The organism is Haloarchaeobius caseinilyticus, from assembly GCF_051207395.1.
In the GTDB taxonomy this organism is placed as follows: Archaea; Halobacteriota; Halobacteria; order Halobacteriales; family Natrialbaceae; genus Haloarchaeobius.
Map to the genome: position 1 here is coordinate 119797 of NZ_JBPJZC010000003.1, position 18726 is coordinate 138522.

The 18726-nt window shown below is 63.8% G+C and carries 22 protein-coding genes; 12 read left to right on the plus strand and 10 right to left on the minus strand.

Going from position 1 to position 18726, the window contains the following annotated elements; all coding sequences use genetic code 11:
• The first annotated feature begins 115 nt into the window (after positions 1–115).
• The 4 genes from coxB to ACSC1P_RS13280 all read left to right on the plus strand — a co-directional run bounded on the left by coxB (position 116) and on the right by ACSC1P_RS13280 (position 3672).
• A complete protein-coding gene (coxB, locus tag ACSC1P_RS13265; RefSeq protein ID WP_435360664.1) occupies positions 116–991 on the plus strand; it encodes a cytochrome c oxidase subunit II in 876 nt (291 codons plus the stop codon).
• Between the two features lie 123 nt (positions 992–1114).
• Entirely contained in the window at positions 1115–1969 is an 855-nt protein-coding gene (locus ACSC1P_RS13270; protein ID WP_435360665.1) for a cytochrome c oxidase subunit 3, read from the plus strand.
• A gap of 18 nt (positions 1970–1987) precedes the next feature.
• On the plus strand, positions 1988–3388 hold the full coding sequence (locus tag ACSC1P_RS13275) for a hypothetical protein (protein ID WP_435360666.1): 1401 nt from the start codon (positions 1988–1990) through the stop codon (positions 3386–3388).
• A 2-nt stretch (positions 3389–3390) separates the two neighbouring features.
• On the plus strand, positions 3391–3672 hold the full coding sequence (locus tag ACSC1P_RS13280) for a DUF7410 domain-containing protein (RefSeq protein ID WP_435360667.1): 282 nt from the start codon (positions 3391–3393) through the stop codon (positions 3670–3672).
• A 168-nt stretch (positions 3673–3840) separates the two neighbouring features.
• Here ACSC1P_RS13280 and ACSC1P_RS13285 read toward each other — a convergent pair whose 3' ends face one another.
• On the minus strand, positions 3841–4116 hold the full coding sequence (locus ACSC1P_RS13285) for a DUF7111 family protein (RefSeq protein ID WP_435360668.1): 276 nt from the start codon (positions 4114–4116) through the stop codon (positions 3841–3843).
• A gap of 99 nt (positions 4117–4215) precedes the next feature.
• Here ACSC1P_RS13285 and ACSC1P_RS13290 point away from each other — a divergent pair, with 99 nt between their 5' ends.
• Positions 4216–4491: a PadR family transcriptional regulator gene (locus ACSC1P_RS13290; RefSeq protein WP_435360669.1), complete on the plus strand. Its 276-nt coding sequence runs from the start codon at positions 4216–4218 to the stop codon at positions 4489–4491.
• A 22-nt stretch (positions 4492–4513) separates the two neighbouring features.
• Here ACSC1P_RS13290 and ACSC1P_RS13295 read toward each other — a convergent pair whose 3' ends face one another.
• The 3 genes from ACSC1P_RS13295 to ACSC1P_RS13305 form a co-directional block, all read right to left on the minus strand.
• The gene (locus ACSC1P_RS13295; protein WP_435360670.1) at positions 4514–4927 is read right to left on the minus strand and encodes a VOC family protein; all 414 of its coding nucleotides are present in this window, start codon (positions 4925–4927) and stop codon (positions 4514–4516) included.
• Positions 4928–5041: 114 nt separating this feature from the next.
• Positions 5042–5218, minus strand: a complete 177-nt coding sequence (locus ACSC1P_RS13300; RefSeq protein ID WP_435360671.1) for a hypothetical protein — start codon at positions 5216–5218, stop codon at positions 5042–5044.
• A gap of 3 nt (positions 5219–5221) precedes the next feature.
• Positions 5222–6364, minus strand: a complete 1143-nt coding sequence (locus tag ACSC1P_RS13305) for an acyl-CoA dehydrogenase (protein WP_435360672.1) — start codon at positions 6362–6364, stop codon at positions 5222–5224.
• A gap of 224 nt (positions 6365–6588) precedes the next feature.
• On the opposite strand from ACSC1P_RS13305, the gene ACSC1P_RS13310 reads away from it, so the two are divergent.
• Entirely contained in the window at positions 6589–7662 is a 1074-nt protein-coding gene (locus ACSC1P_RS13310; protein WP_435360673.1) for a phytoene/squalene synthase family protein, read from the plus strand.
• Between the two features lie 72 nt (positions 7663–7734).
• Positions 7735–8328, plus strand: coding sequence for an NUDIX domain-containing protein (locus ACSC1P_RS13315; protein WP_435360674.1), 594 nt, complete (start codon positions 7735–7737; stop codon positions 8326–8328).
• 18 nt (positions 8329–8346) lie between these two features.
• Here ACSC1P_RS13315 and ACSC1P_RS13320 read toward each other — a convergent pair whose 3' ends face one another.
• Both ACSC1P_RS13320 and ACSC1P_RS13325 read right to left on the minus strand, forming a co-directional pair.
• The gene (locus ACSC1P_RS13320) at positions 8347–9699 is read right to left on the minus strand and encodes a hypothetical protein (protein WP_435360675.1); all 1353 of its coding nucleotides are present in this window, start codon (positions 9697–9699) and stop codon (positions 8347–8349) included.
• A 63-nt stretch (positions 9700–9762) separates the two neighbouring features.
• Complete coding sequence (locus tag ACSC1P_RS13325) at positions 9763–10626, minus strand: 3-hydroxyacyl-CoA dehydrogenase family protein (protein ID WP_435360676.1); 864 nt, start codon at positions 10624–10626, stop codon at positions 9763–9765.
• Between the two features lie 143 nt (positions 10627–10769).
• Here ACSC1P_RS13325 and ACSC1P_RS13330 point away from each other — a divergent pair, with 143 nt between their 5' ends.
• From ACSC1P_RS13330 to ACSC1P_RS13340, 3 genes are all read left to right on the plus strand, one after another.
• Positions 10770–11327, plus strand: coding sequence for a DUF7409 domain-containing protein (locus tag ACSC1P_RS13330; RefSeq protein WP_435360677.1), 558 nt, complete (start codon positions 10770–10772; stop codon positions 11325–11327).
• 445 nt (positions 11328–11772) lie between these two features.
• A complete protein-coding gene (locus ACSC1P_RS13335) occupies positions 11773–12567 on the plus strand; it encodes a class I fructose-bisphosphate aldolase (protein ID WP_435360678.1) in 795 nt (264 codons plus the stop codon).
• On the plus strand, positions 12564–13424 hold the full coding sequence (locus ACSC1P_RS13340; RefSeq protein ID WP_435360679.1) for a class 1 fructose-bisphosphatase: 861 nt from the start codon (positions 12564–12566) through the stop codon (positions 13422–13424). Before ACSC1P_RS13335 ends, ACSC1P_RS13340 begins: the two co-directional genes overlap by 4 nt.
• Positions 13425–13452: 28 nt before the next feature.
• Here ACSC1P_RS13340 and ACSC1P_RS13345 read toward each other — a convergent pair whose 3' ends face one another.
• Together ACSC1P_RS13345 and ACSC1P_RS13350 are read right to left on the minus strand one after the other, a co-directional pair.
• The gene (locus ACSC1P_RS13345; RefSeq protein ID WP_435360680.1) at positions 13453–13842 is read right to left on the minus strand and encodes a hypothetical protein; all 390 of its coding nucleotides are present in this window, start codon (positions 13840–13842) and stop codon (positions 13453–13455) included.
• A gap of 137 nt (positions 13843–13979) precedes the next feature.
• A complete protein-coding gene (locus ACSC1P_RS13350) occupies positions 13980–14309 on the minus strand; it encodes an ArsR/SmtB family transcription factor (RefSeq protein WP_435360681.1) in 330 nt (109 codons plus the stop codon).
• 269 nt (positions 14310–14578) lie between these two features.
• Here ACSC1P_RS13350 and ACSC1P_RS13355 point away from each other — a divergent pair, with 269 nt between their 5' ends.
• Both ACSC1P_RS13355 and ACSC1P_RS13360 read left to right on the plus strand, forming a co-directional pair.
• Complete coding sequence (locus ACSC1P_RS13355; RefSeq protein ID WP_435360682.1) at positions 14579–14890, plus strand: hypothetical protein; 312 nt, start codon at positions 14579–14581, stop codon at positions 14888–14890.
• Between the two features lie 195 nt (positions 14891–15085).
• The gene (locus tag ACSC1P_RS13360) at positions 15086–16816 is read left to right on the plus strand and encodes an acyl-CoA carboxylase subunit beta (RefSeq protein WP_435360683.1); all 1731 of its coding nucleotides are present in this window, start codon (positions 15086–15088) and stop codon (positions 16814–16816) included.
• A 610-nt stretch (positions 16817–17426) separates the two neighbouring features.
• Here ACSC1P_RS13360 and ACSC1P_RS13365 read toward each other — a convergent pair.
• Complete coding sequence (locus tag ACSC1P_RS13365; protein WP_435360684.1) at positions 17427–18026, minus strand: PH domain-containing protein; 600 nt, start codon at positions 18024–18026, stop codon at positions 17427–17429.
• Positions 18023–18652 carry a PH domain-containing protein gene (locus tag ACSC1P_RS13370; protein WP_435360685.1) on the minus strand — a complete coding sequence of 210 codons (630 nt, stop codon included), beginning with the start codon at positions 18650–18652 and terminating at the stop codon, positions 18023–18025. The genes ACSC1P_RS13365 and ACSC1P_RS13370 overlap by 4 nt, the downstream gene beginning before the upstream one ends.
• Between the last annotated feature and the right edge of the window lie 74 nt (positions 18653–18726).

Genomic DNA, 18726 nt, shown 5'->3' on the forward strand with positions numbered 1-18726 from the left:
CTAGAGGAAGGTTCGACTCCGTGTACTTAGAGTCCGCGCTTTTCGCATCGGAACGCCGACCCAGCGTCGGGATTCAGCACATATTTAACCCCATCTTCCCAACCGTCGAATTGTCATGAACACCAAGCGGCTAGCCTCTCTTGGGCTGTTCGGGGCGGCGTTCTGCCTCCTCCTGGTAGACCCCGTCGCGGCCCAGGGTGGGGCGACGTCGTCGTCCGAGGCCATCTGGGGCCTGAACGAGAAACTGCTCGTCGTCGCCATCCCCATCACGGTCCTCGTCGAGGGCGTCCTCATCTACACCGTACTGAAGTACAAGGACAGCGAGGAGGCCAAGCCGACACGCGAAAACCGTCGGCTGGAGATTACGTGGACGGTCGCGACCGCAGTCATCCTCCTGTTCGTCGGTCTCTCCGCGACGATGACGATGGCGAACGACGCCGTCATCGTGGACGACAGTGATGTTGCCGACCGCGCCGACGTGCCGACCGATGCTGAACACGTCAACGTCTCTGCGTACCGCTACGGCTGGACGTTTACCTACGACCAGCACAACGTCACGACCTCGCAGAAAATCGTCCTCCCGAAGGACAAAGCGACGTACTTCAACATCACCACGCAGGACTGGCTCCACGCGTTCCACGTCCCCAACATGGGACTCAAGCACGACGCCGTGCCGGGCCAGCACCACTACATCAAGACGACCCCGTACGAAACTGGAACGTACCAGGGCTACTGTGCGGAGTACTGTGGTGTGGGCCACTCCGGGATGATGTTTACGGTCGAAGTCGTGAGCCAGGAAGAGTACCGTAGCTGGCTTCAGAGCCAGTGTGAAAGCGCCGGTGGCTCGTGGAACTCCGAGGACCTCACCTGCCAGGGCGGTGGCAGCTCCGGCGGTAACGGTGGCAACTCGTCGTCCGGCGGTAACGGCGGCAACACCACGTCCGGCGGGAACACGACTTCGGGCGGTAACAGCACCGTCGTCGCGGCCTGACTGGGCGCACCCTCTTCTTTCAGTCTTTCTGCCTCGGTCGTAGCGGCGGCCGGCCGTTTTCTCACCCGGATCCAGCAGGCGCGCTTGGATGGATTTTTAGTAGTCGGGTCGTAACCCCCGAGTATGACAGTCGCGGAAGACTCTTCGGACGACCACGGGCACCACCTCCCAGCGGTCGAGGACTGGCCCAAAGGCTTCGGTGAGGCCAGCTGGTGGCCATTCATCACCGCTATCGGTGGCGGGGGCATCTACCTGGCCGTCGCGCTCGGCGTCCTCGCCCAGCGCGGGACCGTCGGCTACGGGGCGTTCGCCGCGCTCGCCATCGGCAGCGTCGGTGCGTTCCTCGTCGGCCTGTTTGGCTGGCTGTATCACACCTTCGTCTCCACGTTCTGGGAGCGCAGTATCAACCACAAGAGCGAAGACAAACTCCTGTGGGGGATGGTCGCTTTCCTCGGGAGCGAACTCGCGACGTTCGGTGCCGGGTTCATCTACTACTTCTTCGTTCGCACGCAGGGATTCGGTGAACTGCCCCACCTCGTCGCACCGCTAGTCATCGTGAACACGGTGCTGCTGATTCTGTCCAGTTTCACGATGCACTTCGCCCACATCGCGCTGCTGAACAACAACCGCAAGCGCTTCCTCGGCCTGCTCGGAACGACGCTCGCACTCGGTACCATCTTCATCGGTGGGCAGGTGTACGAGTACTACAAGTTCATCGAGCAAGAGGGATTCACGCTCGGTGCTGAGGCGTTCAGCCAGACGTTCGCCAGCGGCTTCTACGCCCTGACCGGCCTCCACGGCCTGCACGTCAGCCTCGGCGCAGTGCTCCTCGGTATCGTGTTCATCCGTGGTCTCCGCGGGCAGTACTCCGCCGAGCGCCACGTCTCCGTGAGCACGGTCTCGATGTACTGGCACTTCGTCGACGCCGTCTGGATCTTCCTCGTCGTCGTCCTGTACGTCGGCGCAGGCGCACACTAGACGGACACACATTTTCTGATGTCCGTTCGCACCAGTAGCCGTCGCGCGCTCGTCGCACTGTGTGGAGTGGTTACGCTGGCGTCGGGGACGGTACTCGCCCACGGTGGGTCGCTCCGGGGTCAGTCCGAGTCACTCGCGATACCGACGTGGCTCTTCCTCATGACTGGCGGGGCAGCCGTCGGCGCGTCGTTCTTGCTGGCGACGACCGTGACCGACCGGCGGTGGGTCGCTTCGGTCGACGACTGGCACCGGTTCCTCGGTCGCTTCCCGACCGCAGTCCGAGCCTACCTCGCGCCGGTCGTCGGCATCGCTGGACTGGTCGCGGTCCTCTGGGCCAGTTTCGCCGGGCCGCCAGAACCACTGCGGAACCTCGCTATCCTGCTGGTGTGGGTCGGCTGGTGGTCTGGCTACGCGATGACCTCGTACCTCGTCGGAAACACGTGGCCCGCGCTAAATCCGTTCCGGACCATCGCGGAAGCCCTGCCCTCGCTCGACGTGCGATACCCGGCCGGTCTCGGCTCGTGGCCTGCGGTCGTCGGCTTGCTCGCACTGGTCTTCGTCGAAGTCGTGAGTCCGCTCGCGGACGACCCATCGTTGCTCGGCATCGTCGTCGTCGCCTACGGCGTCGTGACGATCGCCGGTGCAGTTGTGTTCGGGACCGAATCGTGGTTCGGACAGGCCGACCCGGTGTCGGGATTGTTCCGCGCGTATGGGAGAGTTGCGCCGTTGCGACGCACCGACGACGGTCGCTTGCGACTGCGCCTGCCCGGGATGGCACTGACGGACAACACGTGGGTGACCGGTCGAGACGAAGTCGCCTTCGTCGTCGCCCTGCTCTGGGTGACGACATTCGACGGCATCGTGACGACGCCGGCGTGGAGCGACCTCGCCACCGCCGTCGTCGAGGCGACTGCGCCAGCGCTCACCGAGTCGGCCCGCGCCACACTGCTGTACTTCGTGGCGTACGTCGGCGGCTTCGGGTTGTTCCTCGCGGCGTACTTCGGTGCGTCCCGCCTCGCCCGCAGAACCGGTGACACGTACTGTACGCCCGGTGAACTCGCGCGTCGGTTCGCACCGCCGCTACTCGCAATCGCGGCGGGCTACCACCTCGCGCACTCGTTGGGCTACTTCGTCTCGCTGTCGCTCCCGTTCGGGGCCGCGCTCGCGAACCCCGTCGCACCGCCCGCGTCGCCGCAGGTGTTCGCGCTGCCGTCGTGGGTTACCGGCGTCGAACTCGCCGCCGTGTTGCTCGGCCACCTGCTCGCCATCTGGGTCGCACACGCCGCGGCGTACGACCTGTTCCCGAGTCGGCTACAAGCAGTCCGGAGCCAGTACCCGTTCATCGGAGTAATGATTCTCTACACGATGGTGAGTCTCTGGGTCGTCGCCGAACCGAGCCTGCTGCCCCCGTACCTCTAACCATGACAGACCGATTCGACCACGCCGCACTCGACACCGCCGTCCCAGCAGACGAGACGCCCGTCGAGTGTCCGTACTGCGCACGGCCCTTCCGTCGTGAGCACTACCGGACACTCCACGTCGGCCTCACCCACTACGACGAGATGACCGAGGACGAGAAAGATCGCTTTCAGGACGCCTACCGCGACGAATCCGACGACCTCGGCATGTTCCGACTCCAGTCGCTCGCGGCGCTCGTCATCCTCTACTTCGGGTTGCTCATCGTCTACTCGCTCGTCACCTGAGCGACGCCGGCGTTCCGTCTCATGACCGAACCAACCGCTCTGCAGTAGCAGTCAGAGAAGACGCGAAGTGTGTTCGCGCTGCGCCTTTGTTGCTATGGAAAGTCAGCGCGAGAAAGGATTCAGTACGAGGGTAGTTAACTCTTTGTTTCTCCCGACTCCTCTCGTGTTCTACATTCCCATATCGGCAGCAGACTCTGGAATCGGCAGGTCGTGTTCCGAAACACCGAGAAGTTCGGCGACGTGGTCGAGCGCCATGTCGAAGCCGTAGTAGCGCTCCAGTTCGTCGCCGTCGGCCGTCGGCCGAACCTTCAGCATCGCGTAGCCTTCGATGTTCTGTGCGATGGCGGCCGTTGCGCTGCCGGTGTCGAACGTCAGCACGCGCTCGGCCTCTGTCTCGTAGTAGCGGGCGGTGATACCGTTCTCGGTGACCGTCTCGTCGCTCATATCCCGCGCTTAGAACCCCCGGGTGTCATAGGTACCGGTTCCGGGTGGCGACGCGTCGAGAGCGAAACACACCTGTCGGCGTGGGACTATCGCTCTGCCATGACGAAGTGGCTCCAGAGTGGGCGACGGCGCGACCTCTGCGCCATCCTCGCCGACGCCGAGGCGCTGCCAGCACAACGACTGAAGACGCGACTCGAACGGCACTACGACGAGCGCATCGAACCGAAGTCGTTCTACGGCGCGCTGGAGGTGATGGTCGACGACGGCTTCTTCGAGCGACGGACGGAAGGGATTCACGACGTGTACGCGCTGACCGACGCTGGTGAGCGTCTGCTCCGCGAACACTACGACTGGCTCAGCATGTGCCTAGAGTGAACCACGGGTACCCTCCTGTTCGTTACTGCTCGCCGTCCCACTCGCCGGGTTCGACCACGTTGTAGCGGTTGCCGTAGCAGTCGAGGAACGTGGCGTGGATACCCCACGGGACTTCCTCGGGTTCCGTGGTGAACTCGACGCCGCGGCCAGAAAGCGTCTCGAATAGGCCGTGACAGTCGTCGGTTTCGAGGACACAGAAGACGTGGTCTGCGGCCTGTCGCCCCACGAGGTCACGCTTCTCGTCGGTGTCGGCCTCGACGAGAGCGAGTTCGGTCGTCGACTCACCTGCGGGTGTGACGGTGACCCAGCGCCCGCCGTCGTCCATCTCCATGTCGGCCATCTCCTCGAAGCCGAGTGCCTCAGTGTAGTAGTCGAGTGCCTCCTGCTGGTCGTCGACGAGGACGGTCACGTGCGTGATATCGGTGATTGTGGACATGCTACGTCCGGAAACACGACTGTGAACGACTTAGCGTCGAGCCAGGGGCAGAGCGAAAGTGAAAGTAGTCAGTGGGAGGTGGTCGACTCGTCCGGACGGCTTTCGAGACGGCACTCACCCGAAAATCCGTCGCCAGAACGCGAGCGCGAACAGTCCACAGACGACGAGGAAGCCGGTCGCGACGAACGCCGCCGGGCCGTCTGACTGCGTGATTCGTGCGAGAAGTAGCCCGAGGAGGAAGCACACCCCGATGCCGCCGCCGAGGACGACGACGGTCCGGAGGAGGTTCATTCCTCAGTCGAGAAGCTGTGCCGCGATGGTGTTCCGGAGGACCTCGGAGGTCCCCTCGTAAATCTCGTTCAGCTTGGCGTCGCGGTAGAAGCGCTCCGCGGGGAAGTCCTTCGTGTAGCCGTAGCCGCCGTGAATCTGGATGCCTTCGTTGGCGACTTCACGCGAGATTTCCGAGGCGTACAGTTTCGCCTGTGCGGCCTCCTTGATGAACTTCTCGCCGCGAATCTTCTTGTCTGCGGCCTGGTGCATGAGCAGCTTCGCGCACTGAATCTTCGTGTCCATGTCGGCCAGTTTGTGCTGGATGGCCTGGAACTCTGAGATAGGCTGGTCGAACTGCTCGCGCTGTTGTGAGTATTCGAGTGCCTGGTCGAGTGCGGCGCGGGCGATACCGACGGAGCGCGCTGCGATGGTGATGCGGCCGCCGTTGAGCGTCTTCAGCGCGTGGACGAAGCCCTCGCCTTCCTCGCCGAGGCGTCGGTCGGCCGGGATACGCACGTCGTCGAAGCGGAGTTCGGCGGTCGGACAGCCCTTGTCGCCGAGTTTGTCCTCCGTGCCTTCGACGATGAAGCCGTCGTCCTCTTCGGGGCGGACGATAAACGAGGAGATGCCTTTGTTGTCCGCCTCGGGGTCGGTCTTGGCGAAGACGGTGACCGTGTCGGCGACGGAGCCGTTCGAAATCCAGAGCTTGCCGCCGTTGATGACGTACTCGTCGCCGTCTCGTTTCGCTGTCGTGTCCATCGCGGGCACGTCGGAGCCAGCCTGCGGTTCCGAGAGTGCGAACGCACCGATGTCGGTTCCCTCGGCGAGCGGTGTGAGGTACTCCTGTTTCTGCGCTTCGTCACCGAACTCGTAGATCATGTTGCCGGCGAGTGAGATGTGGGCGGCGACGATCGTGCCCAGCCCACCCGAGCCACGGGCGATCTCTTCGAGGCCGATGGCGTAGGAGTGGTAGTCCAGTCCAGCACCACCGTACTCCTCCGGGAAGGGCATCCCCATGAGGCCGAGGTCGGCCATCTCCGAGACGAGGTCTGCGGGGAACTCGTCGTCGTGGTCGATGTCGGCGGCCACGGGGACGACTTCTTCGTCGACGAAGTCGGCCACCATGTCCCGAATCTGCTTCTGCTCGGGGGAGAGACTGAAGTCCATAGTAGTCCGTTCGGCCGTGGTCCCTTTTACTCTTGCTCAACGTGGAGGAACGACCGTGACAGACTGTAGCGCTCGTGCCAGTGAAACCGGACGAGTCTCCGAAAGGTATAGACGACTCGGGGCCTGCGACTGTGTATGAACGAGTCGGCTCGCAGCGGACGGTCTCCGCAACCTTCGCACGTGGCAGGTGGGTTTTTCAGCGTGGAATACACAGGGGAATGTGAATGAACGAGGAACAGGCCGAGTATCCCGTCGACGACGACCTCGCGTGGTGTTACGAGGCGGTTCAAGGTGTTTCGCGCACCTTCGCTATCACCATCGACGAGCTCGAAGAGCCGACGGCCCGGCACATCTGTCTCGGCTATTTGCTCTGTCGCGTTGCTGATACGGTCGAAGACGCGGGACACATCCCGCCGAAGGAGAAGGCTGCACTACTGCGGACCTATGCGAACGTACTGGACGAGGACGACCCGACGACCGTCGACGAGTTCCGGACGTCGGTCGACCCGTGGCTCCCCGCCGACCTCGACGCAGACTGGACGGTCGTCGCCGAGTCGCCACGCGTCGTGCATACCTACCGAAAACTGAGTCCCGAGGCGAAAGAGGACATCCTCCCGCCAGTACTCGAACTGACCAACGGGATGGCCGAGTTCGTCGAACGACACGCCGACACCGGTGGCCTGCGTATCCAGACGCTCGAAGAACTCGAAGAGTACTGCTGGTACGTCGCCGGGACGGTCGGCTCGCTCGTCACGGGACTGGTCACCCGCGGCGCGTCCGAGTCGCGTGCATCGAGCCTGCGAGAGAACGCCCGGTCGTTCGGGCTGTTGCTTCAGCTCGTCAACGTCGCCAAGGACGTGAGCGACGACTATCACGAGGAGAACAACGTCTACCTCCCCGCCGAGTGGCTGGCCGAAGAAGGCGTCGACCGCGACAACGTCCTCGACCCGGACAATCAGGAAGAGGTCGCGACTGTCATCGAGCGCGTCGTCGACCACGCGTCGAGCTACCTCGACGACACGCAGGCGTACCTCGAAAACCTGCCCGAGCACCGCGGGAACACGCTCTCGGCGTGGGGCATCCCGTATCTGCTCGCCGTGGCGACCCTGCGCGAACTCCGCAAGCGCCCGCGTGACGTCATCGCCGAGGGCGGTGTCAAGATTTCCCGGATGGAAGTGCTGGCCATCATCGGCTGGTTCCGCCAGCACGGCGACCGACAGGCACTCGAACGCGTCCGGCAGGTCGTCGAGACGAAACCGCTGCACGAAGCCGACTTCTCCGGCTCGACGCCGACGTAAGCAGCCCGCAGTTCCGAGATTCGAGACGACTTCGACCGGTATTCACTTCTCTCGAACGAATCATCACCAGCCATGAACGACGAGTCGTGTGGTGGTGAGCAGGCCTCCGATTGGTCTACCAGCGAGGAAACTGCAGAATGGCCAGTCCGCGAGTCGACCGTCGAGTACGACTGCGGCTGGTTCCGCGCTGGGCGAGACCGGGTCGACCGGCCAGATGGCGAGACGGTCAAGCATCACTGGGTCGAGTCGGATGCCGACGCGGTCGCGGTCGTGGCCGTCACGGACGACGACGAGGTCGTGCTGGTCGAACAGTATCGGCCGACGTTCCGCGAGCGATGCGCCGAGGTCCCCGCCGGGATGGTCGAGCCGGGTGAGAGCTACGAAGAAGCCGCGCGGCGTGAACTCGAAGAAGAGACCGGGTATCGCGCCCAATCGGTCGAACTGCTGGAGACGTACCGGCCAATCGGCATCGGGCGCATGGGTCGGGCCGTCGTCGTCGCGACCGGGCTGACGGCGGGTGAGCAGGCAGCAGCCGACGCTTCGCTGGTCGATGTGGAAACTGTACCTACTGCGGAGGCGTTTTCACGAGTCCGTGACGACGGCGGGCCGACGACCGGCTGGTCGTTGACCGCGCTGTCGCTGGCACAGGTGGAAGGATACTGGTAGCGAAATAATTCTCTGCGCTCAGTGACTGGCTGGACGCCCGTCTTCGTCACGAGCCGCTGGGCGTGATGGACTGCTACCGAGTCGTCGCCCACTCGCAAAGAGTACGACACCGAGTGCCGCCGACGCGACCGACCACGCGGCGAACATCGACGGTGAGACGAACACTACGCCGACACGCGGGACGAACGTGAGCGCGAGTACCGCCGGTGAGAGCGCGGCGACCGGCGGGAAGAGGAACCGGGCCGGATGTGAGTCGGCGGCGAGCACGCCGAAGGGGACGAACACCAGCGTGAACAACACGAACACGAGCGGCGCGGTCAGTGGCGCACCGAGTGGCAGGACGATCGCCCACGCGAGGACGAGTCCCGCGGCGAAGGAAGTGGTTCGTGCGCTGCCGCCACCGAGTGCGTCGACCCCGAGCAGCCAAATCGCCGCGAGAAACACCTGTGGGGCCACTCCGAGACCAACAGCGATGGTGATGAAGCCGATGTCTTCGTCGACGAATCCGGCTGTCACTGCGGCGAGTGCGCCGACGGCGATTGAACCCACGAGAATCCACCGCAGGGCACGGCGGCCAAAGCGTGGTCCGGGCGTCGCACGGTCACCAGCAAGCAACAGCCCGCCCGCGACCAACCCGAGCATCGCGGCCGGGACGAGCGTGTAGGCGAGCAGTTCCGACCAGACCGTTCCGAGGCCGTGTGCGCGAAGCGCCGCGGCGGTCGCCGCCTGTGAGACGAGACCACCGTCGGCCGCGAAGGCGACGGTCGCGTCGCGGTCGAGTTGGGACGTGTACATCCGTTCGTCTCCGGTCGTGGTCCACGTCGCCCGGTTTTCGTCGGTTGACGTGGCATCGGTCGCATGCGTGACGGCCGTTCCGCTCGGCCCGGCGACGGTCAGTCGGTCGGCGTCGACGAAGGCCCGCCCATCGTCTTGCGTGAAGGCGTCGAACAAGAGGACGCCGCCGACGCTACGGTGGGCCACATCGGGCGTATCGAATCGGACCAAAAGCGTATCGCCGTCGACCGAACTCGTGACGTTTTGCGTGTCGTCGAAGACGATGTATCGACCATCGAGGGCCGCAGTAACCACTCGCTCGCGGAGTTCGGGCTCGGCCGCGAATCGGTCGGCGGCATCGTCGTTCAGTTCGACGCGAGCGGTCCACGTCGCGGTCCCGTTCTCGTCGACTTGTCCGGCGAGTTCGCTCGTTTCGACGGTGGCCGTCACGCCGGCGTCGCTCGCCGCGTCTTCGAGTGACTCGCCGCAGACGCCACAGATGGCTTCCGGTGGCGGTGCAGCAGTCGTCGCCGGGAGCGTGGCGGGGGTGAGCAACAGGAGGGCGACGAAGACGAGGGCTATGTGGGGAGGGCGCATTACGAAGTAATTCTCGGTAGCCGACAAAAAGATTGCCCGCAGCGACCGGTCGCGCGACGCGGTCTACTCGTACTCGTAGAAGCCTTTGCCCGTCTTCTTCCCGAGGTCACCCGCGTCGACCTTACGCTTCAGCAGGTACGCCGGCATGTAGCGGTCGCCGAGTTCCTCGTGGAGCGTCTCGGTCGCGTGCAGACAGATGTCCAGCCCGATGTGGTCGGCGAGCTGGAGCGGACCCATTGGGGTGTTCGTCCCGAGTTTCATTCCCTTGTCGATGTCCTCCTTCGTGGCGACGCCCTCGTCGAACGCGCGGATGCCCTCGTTTATCCACGGCATCAGGATGCGGTTGGCGACGAAGCCCGGTTTGTCGTCGGACTCCCACGTCTCCTTACCCAGTTTCTCGGCGATGTCGTGGGCGAGTTCGAGTGCCTCGTCGCTCGTCTTCTCGCCGTAGACGATTTCGACGCCCTTCATCACTGGCACTGGGTTCATGAAGTGCAGGCCGACGAGTCGCTCCTCGGAGTCGATGGCCGAGGCGATGGTCGTGATGGAGAGCGTGGAGGTGTTCGTCGCGAGGAACGTCTCGTCGTCGACGACGTCTTCGAGGTCCGCGAAGATGTCCTGCTTGATGTCCATGTCTTCGAGGGCGGCCTCGACGACGGCCTGACAGTCCGCGAGGTCGCCGAGTGCTGTCGTCCCGGTGATACGCTCCAGTGTCGCCTCGCGCTCCTCTTCACTCAGTTTGTCCTTGGCGACGAAGCGGTCGAGCGAGTCCTCGATGCTGGCGAAGCCGTTCTCGACGAACTCCTCTTCGATGTCGCGCATGACAACCTCGTAGCCGGACATGGCCGCCACCTGTGCGATGCCGCTGCCCATGGTTCCTGCGCCGATGACGCCGATCCGCTCGATGCTGTCGAGGTCGTAGACCATATGCGGCGATTCTTGCGAGTGGTGCAAAGAACTGCCGGTCCGCGGGACGACGACGAACTGAGCACCGCGTCTGACGTTATTTCCGTTGTCGATTCAGCACGATAACATTCAAGGTGGTTTACCCACAGGTACAGACGATACGGATGGCTGCAGACGACGGTGGGCCCGAGGTGCTGGCCAGTGCCGACGAGTTTGGTGGACTCGACGGCGTCCCGGCGGCGGCCGCCGAGGAACTGGCCGACGCAGCCCTCGAACCGGCCGACATAACCGAGAAACGGGTGACGTACGTCGACCTGGTGGATGCAGGCGTCGACGAAGAGACAGCGACCGCGATTCGGCGTCGATACTCGCTCACGTGGTCGTCAACACTGGGTGACGGCCTCGACGACCGCGCCGCGGAGATGGGTGGTCTCCAGCGAGGCGAGCGCGACTGGGTCGCCGCGAGTACGAGCGACTGGGAAGACCTCGGCGTGGCCGAGTACGACCCGGTCGAGCGCGAGGCGATAGACTACTGGGCGGACCACGAGCGCCCCGAACCGGTCTGGCGCGTCGTCGACGAGTACGTCGCCGAGCGATTGGAGGAGGCGGGCATCTCGTCGGTTCGGCAACTGGCGGGTGTGGACGCTGATGCGCTTGCCGAGGCGCTCGGCGTGCCGACGATGCAGGCGCGGACGTGGCGATTCGCGGCTAGACAGCGATGAACGTGTTCGAGTAGTTCGAAGCGCTATTTTCGGAGCGAACTGGAGAGCCTGCACGTATAGAGAATCTGTTTGGGCCGAGCAGGTTTCGAATGCTGGTGTACACGACCGCCACCGCACAGCACCGCAACCACGACCTCCCCATCCGATTCGCCGCTCGCCTCCGGCGAGACGGCTCATCCCTCGCGCGACTACACCTCGCGGACCTCACGTTCGTTCGGTCACGCTCGCAAGCGCGCGCCAAACCGGTTGTGACGGTCCAGCGTCAGGCCGAAAATCCGCGCGCAACAGAGAGCAATATTTTTACTATGAATGTAGTGGGTTTTCGGGAGCAATCGGGAGTACTTACGAGGCCTCTATATCCTGTTTAGAGGGTCCTGAACTGGTTTTGGTGTCCCTCGGGACGACCACTATCCTTTATAGGCTCGACGGTGGACCTTTCGAACGAATGCGTCCTATCGACAACTCTCCCACCGTACGCGACGGAAAGATGCTCATTCTGGCGATGGACCACGGCCTCGAACACGGGCCGGTGGACTTCGAACCCGTCCCGGAGACGATAGACCCCGAGACGGTGTTCGACGTGGCGACACACGACGCCGTCACCGCCTTCGCCGTCCAGAAGGGCGTCGCCGAGGCGTACTACCCGTCGTACGAAGACGACGTGAACCTCCTCATGAAGCTCAACGGCACGTCCAACATGTGGCGCGGCGAGCCGGATTCGGCGGTCAACTGCTCCGTCGACTACGCCGTCGAAGAACTCGGTGCGTCGGCGCTCGGGTTCACGCTGTACGGCGGTTCGAACAACGAAATCGAGATGGCCGAGGAGTTCCGCAAGGCGCAGGAAGCCAGCCGGAAGTACGACGACATCCCGATGGTCATGTGGTCGTACCCCCGCGGGCAGGGCCTGCGTAACGACCGAACCCCGAGCACCATCGCGTACGCGGCGCGACAGGCGCTCGAACTCGGTGCCGACGTGGCGAAGGTCAAGTACCCCGGAAACGAGGAAGCCATGGATTGGGCCGTCCAGAGTGCGGGCAAGACGAAGGTCGTCATGTCCGGCGGTTCGAAGACGGACGACTACGAGTTCCTGAAGACGGTCGAAGCCAGCATGAACGCCGGTGGCAAGGGTCTCGCAGTCGGCCGCAACGTCTTCCAGCGTGAGGACCCCATCGCCATCCTCGACGCGCTCGAACAGGTCATCTTCGAGGGCGCGTCCGCCGAGGAAGCGCTCGACCGATGAATCGGGACGACTACGACGCCACGGTCGACGAAGTGATGAAGACGGTCGCCGACGCAGCCCCGGAGATTCGCCGTGGACTCGTCGGTCGCCGGAGCAAGGTCGACGAGGAGAACCCCAGCGGCGAGCGACAGGCCGAGGCCGACGTGTGGGCCGACCGCCTGCTCGAAGAGTGGCTGCTGGACATCGACGGCGTGGGCGCGTACGCCAGCGAAGAGCGCGAAGGCATCATCGACGGCGGCGAAGGAGTCTCTATCACGTGCGACCCACTCGACGGCTCGTCGAACCTCAAGCCGAACGCGGCGATGGGGACCATCATCGGCGTGTACGAGGGTGAGTTGCCCGCGACCGGTGACGACCTCCTCGCCTCTGCGTTCGTCCTGTACGGCCCGATTACGACGATGACGGTCGCCCGCGGTGGCACCGTCACCGAGTTCGAGGTCGACCGCGAGGGCGAGCGGTCGGTCGTCCGTGACGACCTGACTCTCCCCGAGGAACCGGTCGTCTTCGGCTTCGGTGGCCGCGTCCCGGACTGGACCGACGAGTTCGAGACGTTCGCCGACGAAATCGCGCAGGAACTCAAACTGCGCTACGGTGGTGCGATGATTTCGGACGTGAACCAGGTGCTCACCTACGGTGGCATCTTCGCGTATCCGGCGCTGAAGAGTGCACCCGAGGGGAAACTTCGCCTTCAGTTCGAGGGCATCCCCATCGCGCACATCGTCGAGACGGCGGGCGGCGCGTCGAGCGACGGCGAGCGCTCGCTCGTCGAGGTCGAACCGACGGACCTGCACCAGCGCGTGCCGGTCCACGTCGGGAACGAAGCGCTCATCGAGCGACTCGAAGCGGGCCTTCGGTAAGCAGCGCAGGCTCGCTCTATTCGGTCGTTTACAGTAGGCTCGTTCCGAACAGCACGACTGACATATTGTTGGCGAAGACGAACACCCCGAGTAGCAACAGCGAAACGAGCCACACCTCGAACAGGGCGACGAACGGCGCGCGGTACGGCGGGCGCGTGACGCGAATGGACTCCAGCAGGGCGCGGAACAGGACGACTACGATGGCCACGGCGATGACGTTCAGGGCGAGGACGGCGACGACTCCTTCGTGGAGTGCCCAGCGAACGAGTGGATTCGCCTCGGCTTCCGGACCGACGGCCTGCGCAGCGAGTAACGTCGTTGCCAGGTCGAGGACGACGAGGACGAACAGCACCGCACCGAGCCAGCGCCAGTAGCGACGGAAACGGGCGTCGATATCGTCCAGTGGGGCCAGAACCATCAGAGAACATAGATAGTTTCTCTGATTAGTTAGCTAATCGCGGACTTACACGTAACGCCGTTTCGTAACGGAAACGTACGTGAGTAGGCGACTGCTTACGCTCGTGGGACGTGGCGGAACACTCAGTAGCCAGTCAATTACTCGCCGAGGTCGTCGTCGACGAGGTCACGCCGGTAGGACACGTCGATGGTGAAGCCACCGTCACGCAGTTCGAAGCAGATGCTGTCGAGGTTCGTCTCGTACACTTTATAGTGCGTCCCGTCGGCGTCGACGTGGTCGCGCTCTTCGAGGAGGTCGTACTCTTCGAGGACGTCGACACGACGGTAGATGGTCGGTTCGGACTTTTCACACTGACTCGCCAACTCCTGTGCGGACATGGGTTCGACCGAGGTCAGCGCGAGAATCCGTCGCGCCGTCTGGCGCTCCAGCACGTCGAACAGCGTGTCTGCGTCCCACTGGTCGTACACGTCGACTCCGAGGGCCCGGACGCGGAAATACCTGCGTTCGGCGTGTGTTTTCACGGGTTGAAAACTCCCGGTCGAGAGGAGTGCAGCGTGAGTGGCGGCCGAACGACGAGTTCAGCCGGTGGCAGTGGCGAACTCGACAGATTTTGGTAGTTGTTACCGTGATTACGTACTCGGCACTGTCGAATTCGAGCACAGTCGGGGGGTCACGGTTTCAGGACGCGACAACCGTCGCCGCCCACTTTTGTGTCCACGCCGTTGGTAGGGGTGGGATGATGGCACAGGGGTACTCTGGTAGTCACGGCACGGCTGAACAAGAGTCAATCGACTGGAGTGTAGAGCGCGAGACCATCGCACAGTTCGCGAATCGGCATCGCTGGTTGGTGCGCTTCCTGGCGCTCGAACTGGTGCTGTTCGGGCTGGCGGGAACCGTCCCACTGCTGGCGACTGGCGGGCTCGCCAACGTCGTCTTCGGTATGGTGTTCTCGCTGGCGATGCTGGTGGGCATCGTCGGCGTCACCGTTGGCGTTGCAGTCCGCGCATGGAAGTTCGCACGGCAGCGCCGTTCGAAGCACGGAATCTGACGCACGGACGGGTCGAGCAGTGAGCTCGCACGTGGGCAGTGCGGGTTCGTCGAGGGGACTCTCACACCAACGCCCGTTTTCACTGACGACACTCGTTTTCTCTGGTGACACTCGGATTCACTGAGGTCGCTCGGCAAGTATCGAACCTACCGAAGAAGGGAAACCTTTCTACGCGGCCCCTGCGCACGCGGCAGTATGAAAGTGCGCATCAGCGAGGGTGCCTCCGACGAGGAGGCGTCCGCCATCGCGGCCGCGCTCGCCGAACACGTCGGCGACGAGGTCTCCGTCTACGTCGGACAGGCTGACGACCCGGCAGCGGTTCACGACGCGCCGGAGACGCCGGAACCGTCCGGAGCGGCGGCAGAGTCGGACGACGACGACCTCGGTCCGACCGAGCGCGAGGAGAACCTCATCGAAGAGATCGAGGAGATTCTCGAAGGCGGCCCGGAGAAGTACAAAGAGCGCCTCCCCGAGCAGGGGAAACTGTTCGTCCGTGACCGCATCGACCTCTGGTTCGGGGAAGATGGACTGCTCTTCGAGGACGGCAAGTTCGCCGAGTTCGACAACGAGGACCGGATTCCGGCGGACGGCCTCATCACGGGTGCGGCCGAGTTCGAGGGCCGCGACATCCACTTCATGGCCAACGACTTCACGGTCAAGGCCGGGTCGATGGCCGCGAAGGGCGTCGAGAAGTTCCTCCGGATGCAAGAGCGCGCGCTGAAGACCGGTCGCCCGGTGCTCTACCTGATGGACTCCTCGGGTGGCCGCATCGACCAGCAGACTGGCTTCTTCGCCAACCGGCAGGGCATCGGGAAGTACTACTACAACCACTCGATGCTGTCGGGTCGCGTCCCACAAATCTGTGTTCTGTACGGTCCCTGTATCGCGGGTGCGGCGTACACGCCGATGTTCGCCGACTTCACCATCATGGTCGAGGAGATGTCCGCGATGGCCATCGCCTCCCCGCGCATGGTCAAGATGGTCACCGGTGAGGACATCTCGATGCAGGACCTCGGCGGCCCGAAAGTGCACGCTGAAGAGTCGGGCAGCGCCGACCTCGTCGCCAAAGACGAGGAACACGCCCGCGAACTCGTCGACCAGCTCGTCACCTACCTGCCGGACAATTCGGACAAGAAGCCGCCTCGAACCGACGGGCAGGCACCGGCCAAGTCCCCATCCGGCATCGACAGCGTCATCCCGCAGGAGCCGAACCGCGGCTACGACATGGAGCGCGTCATCGAGCGTATCGTCGACGCCGGGTCCTACTTCGAACTCCGCCCGGACTACGGCAAGGAGATCATCACGGCCTATGCCCGTATCGACGGCCGTCCGGTGGCAATCGTCGCCAACCAGCCAGCCCAGCGCGCGGGCGCAATCTTCCCCGACGCCGCGGAGAAGGCTGCCGAGTTCATCTGGAAGTCCGACGCGTTCAACATCCCGCTGCTGTACCTCGCCGACACGCCCGGCTTCATGGCTGGCTCGCAGGTCGAGAAGGACGCCATCCTGGAGAAGGGGAAGAAGATGATTTACGCCACCTCCTCCGCGACGGTCCCGAAGCAGTGCGTCGTCGTCCGCAAGGCGTACGGCGCGGGTATCTACGCGATGTCCGGCCCGGCGTACGAACCCGAGTCGACCATCTCGCTCCCGTCCGGTGAAATCGCCATCATGGGTCCCGAAGCCGCAATCAACGCGGTGTACGCGAACAAGCTGAACGCCATCGACGACCCCGAAGAGCGCGCCAAGCGCGAAGCCGAACTTCGCGAAGAGTACCGCGAAGACATCGACGCCCACCGCATGGCCAGCGAAGTCGTCATCGACGAAATCGTCCCGCCGTCGTCGCTCCGTGAGGAACTGGAGAACCGCTTCGCGTTCTACGAGACGGTCGAAAAATCGCTACCCGACAAGAAGCACGGCACCATCCTCTGAACACGCAGTGCACCCGGCCGGTGCGTCGAAGCCAACATGCAGCTGACACACCGCGCGAGCGCGCAAGCGACTGGGCGCGAGTCTAGTCGTTGTGCCGTTCCGGATGGTCGATGGTACCGACACATTGGCCTGACAACGTCGTATTCGACTCGTCGAGCCGTTCTTTCACCGAGAATAGACACCTTCTAACGAGTGATTCGGTACGAATAGGCAGTCCGTACCGCCCAGTACGACAGCCGAACCAGTTCGGTAATCGGGCACTCGTAATCGCCGAACGAACACCGAGTAAGTCCGTAGTTAGCACATATATATCACTACTGCTCACCTCAGTACAGACTGCCCCGGGCGAGCAGACACTGCCCGATTCGACGACGACTCGTCGGACGGGCGCTGGGGGAGACGATACAGCCGACGGGAGACCGTCGGAGTCCGTGTCGTGGACCGACCACGTACGGCGGACGGTGGTTCATCGAACCGACGCGCCGACGTGCCGTCGGACACCTGTCACGGTTTCATGCGTGCTGGCACGCCGGGGGGAGTGCCATGCCACGTCGTCGCTCGTCCGGGACTTCTGCGACTCGTGTTGCGTATTCACGCCTCGGAGACCGGCCTACCGGTCGCCGGGGTGCTGCTCGTACTGTTCTGTGAGCCTGCGGAGCCGTCGCACCTCGTCACGGACCGCGCGCCACTGGTCGATACTGCCCGGAATGCCGTCCTCGTCTGTGCGCGCGCGCTGCTTCGAGACGAGTTCTCTGACTCGGCTCGGGTCGTCGACGTTGGTGAAGCGGAGTTCTGCGCCCATCCCACCGGCGGTGTCGACGGTGACCGTTCCGTAGCCGAAGAGGTTCCCGAGGACGCCCTGTTCGTACGACGAGTTCTGGACGCTGTCGAACTCGACTGCGAGGACGCGCCGAGAGAGGCCGCCGGTCTTGCGGTAGCACGCCTGATTCGTCACGACGTACTGCGTGTTGCGGACCCAGAGATACGTTAACAGCGGTGGCAGCACGCCGAACACGCCACCGACCGCCAGTATCGGCATCTCCGCGGCGAACAGCGCCATGGCGACGACGCCAACCGCGATGACGAGGCCGACCAGTGCTGCCGGAATGACCGTCTGGATACGCGGGTGCGCACTCCACAGTACTTCTTCGCCGTCGTCCTGCGTGAACCACGGTCCGAGTTCGACCGTCCCGAAGTCACCTCCACTCATCGCTCGCGGTCGGCCGAGCGGTCACGAGTGGTGGACTGGCCACTGGCTGACCGCCCACCGGCGGACTGCCCACCCTCCATGCGCTCGAACGACTGGCGAATTCCCTGTAGTTCGGTGAGAATCTCGTCGAGCACGTCCTCTTTGTCGGGTTCGTCCTCGTCGCGCGTGCCACGAGACTGCTTGATGCGCTTGTTGATCCGTTCCTGAACCTGCTTCGGGTCCGTGACGGCCTGAAACTGCATCTCGACGCCAGAGCCACCGGCGGTCGAGATGTCGACGTTCCCGAAGCCGAAGTACTTCCCGACGACGCCCTCCGAGAACGAGATGTTCTGGACCTTGTCGAAGTCTATCTTCTGGACGTCGCGCGAGAGTACGCCCGTCTTCTTGTACAGGCCGTCGGTCGTGACGACGTAGTGCGTGTTCTTCTGGTAGAGGTAGGCACTCCCGATGATGAGGAGACCGAGGCCGACGAGCGGGATGAGCGGAATCCCGATGGCGTACGCGGTGTAGACACTCCGTGGGTCCGGTCGGCCCGACCAGACGACTTCTTCGTCCTCGTCGAGCGTGAGCCAGTCGAACTCGGCGGCGTCGCATCCGGCGTCTTCCATCGCCGAAGATTGTTCCATACCGGAGGTGTGTAGGAGGAATCGGGATAGGTGTTCGGGTCGATTACTGGGCACAGTCGGGTCGGCTGCTGGTG

What these genes read in the sequence shown, in the direction of transcription:
- ACSC1P_RS13315 (WP_435360674.1), top strand. Translation starts at nt 7,735, where the DNA reads ATGAACGACGAGTCGTGTGGTGGTGAGCAGGCCTCCGATTGGTCTACC.
- ACSC1P_RS13280 (WP_435360667.1), top strand. Translation starts at nt 3,391, where the DNA reads ATGACAGACCGATTCGACCACGCCGCACTCGACACCGCCGTCCCAGCA.
- ACSC1P_RS13285 (WP_435360668.1), bottom strand. Translation starts at nt 4,116, where the DNA reads ATGAGCGACGAGACGGTCACCGAGAACGGTATCACCGCCCGCTACTAC.
- ACSC1P_RS13360 (WP_435360683.1), top strand. Translation starts at nt 15,086, where the DNA reads ATGAAAGTGCGCATCAGCGAGGGTGCCTCCGACGAGGAGGCGTCCGCC.
- ACSC1P_RS13270 (WP_435360665.1), top strand. Translation starts at nt 1,115, where the DNA reads ATGACAGTCGCGGAAGACTCTTCGGACGACCACGGGCACCACCTCCCA.
- ACSC1P_RS13335 (WP_435360678.1), top strand. Translation starts at nt 11,773, where the DNA reads ATGCGTCCTATCGACAACTCTCCCACCGTACGCGACGGAAAGATGCTC.
- ACSC1P_RS13310 (WP_435360673.1), top strand. Translation starts at nt 6,589, where the DNA reads ATGAACGAGGAACAGGCCGAGTATCCCGTCGACGACGACCTCGCGTGG.
- ACSC1P_RS13365 (WP_435360684.1), bottom strand. Translation starts at nt 18,026, where the DNA reads ATGAGTGGAGGTGACTTCGGGACGGTCGAACTCGGACCGTGGTTCACG.
- ACSC1P_RS13275 (WP_435360666.1), top strand. Translation starts at nt 1,988, where the DNA reads ATGTCCGTTCGCACCAGTAGCCGTCGCGCGCTCGTCGCACTGTGTGGA.
- ACSC1P_RS13320 (WP_435360675.1), bottom strand. Translation starts at nt 9,699, where the DNA reads ATGCGCCCTCCCCACATAGCCCTCGTCTTCGTCGCCCTCCTGTTGCTC.
- ACSC1P_RS13345 (WP_435360680.1), bottom strand. Translation starts at nt 13,842, where the DNA reads ATGGTTCTGGCCCCACTGGACGATATCGACGCCCGTTTCCGTCGCTAC.
- ACSC1P_RS13325 (WP_435360676.1), bottom strand. Translation starts at nt 10,626, where the DNA reads ATGGTCTACGACCTCGACAGCATCGAGCGGATCGGCGTCATCGGCGCA.
- ACSC1P_RS13300 (WP_435360671.1), bottom strand. Translation starts at nt 5,218, where the DNA reads ATGAACCTCCTCCGGACCGTCGTCGTCCTCGGCGGCGGCATCGGGGTG.
- ACSC1P_RS13290 (WP_435360669.1), top strand. Translation starts at nt 4,216, where the DNA reads ATGACGAAGTGGCTCCAGAGTGGGCGACGGCGCGACCTCTGCGCCATC.
- ACSC1P_RS13295 (WP_435360670.1), bottom strand. Translation starts at nt 4,927, where the DNA reads ATGTCCACAATCACCGATATCACGCACGTGACCGTCCTCGTCGACGAC.
- ACSC1P_RS13330 (WP_435360677.1), top strand. Translation starts at nt 10,770, where the DNA reads ATGGCTGCAGACGACGGTGGGCCCGAGGTGCTGGCCAGTGCCGACGAG.
- ACSC1P_RS13355 (WP_435360682.1), top strand. Translation starts at nt 14,579, where the DNA reads ATGATGGCACAGGGGTACTCTGGTAGTCACGGCACGGCTGAACAAGAG.
- ACSC1P_RS13370 (WP_435360685.1), bottom strand. Translation starts at nt 18,652, where the DNA reads ATGGAACAATCTTCGGCGATGGAAGACGCCGGATGCGACGCCGCCGAG.
- coxB (WP_435360664.1), top strand. Translation starts at nt 116, where the DNA reads ATGAACACCAAGCGGCTAGCCTCTCTTGGGCTGTTCGGGGCGGCGTTC.
- ACSC1P_RS13305 (WP_435360672.1), bottom strand. Translation starts at nt 6,364, where the DNA reads ATGGACTTCAGTCTCTCCCCCGAGCAGAAGCAGATTCGGGACATGGTG.
- ACSC1P_RS13340 (WP_435360679.1), top strand. Translation starts at nt 12,564, where the DNA reads ATGAATCGGGACGACTACGACGCCACGGTCGACGAAGTGATGAAGACG.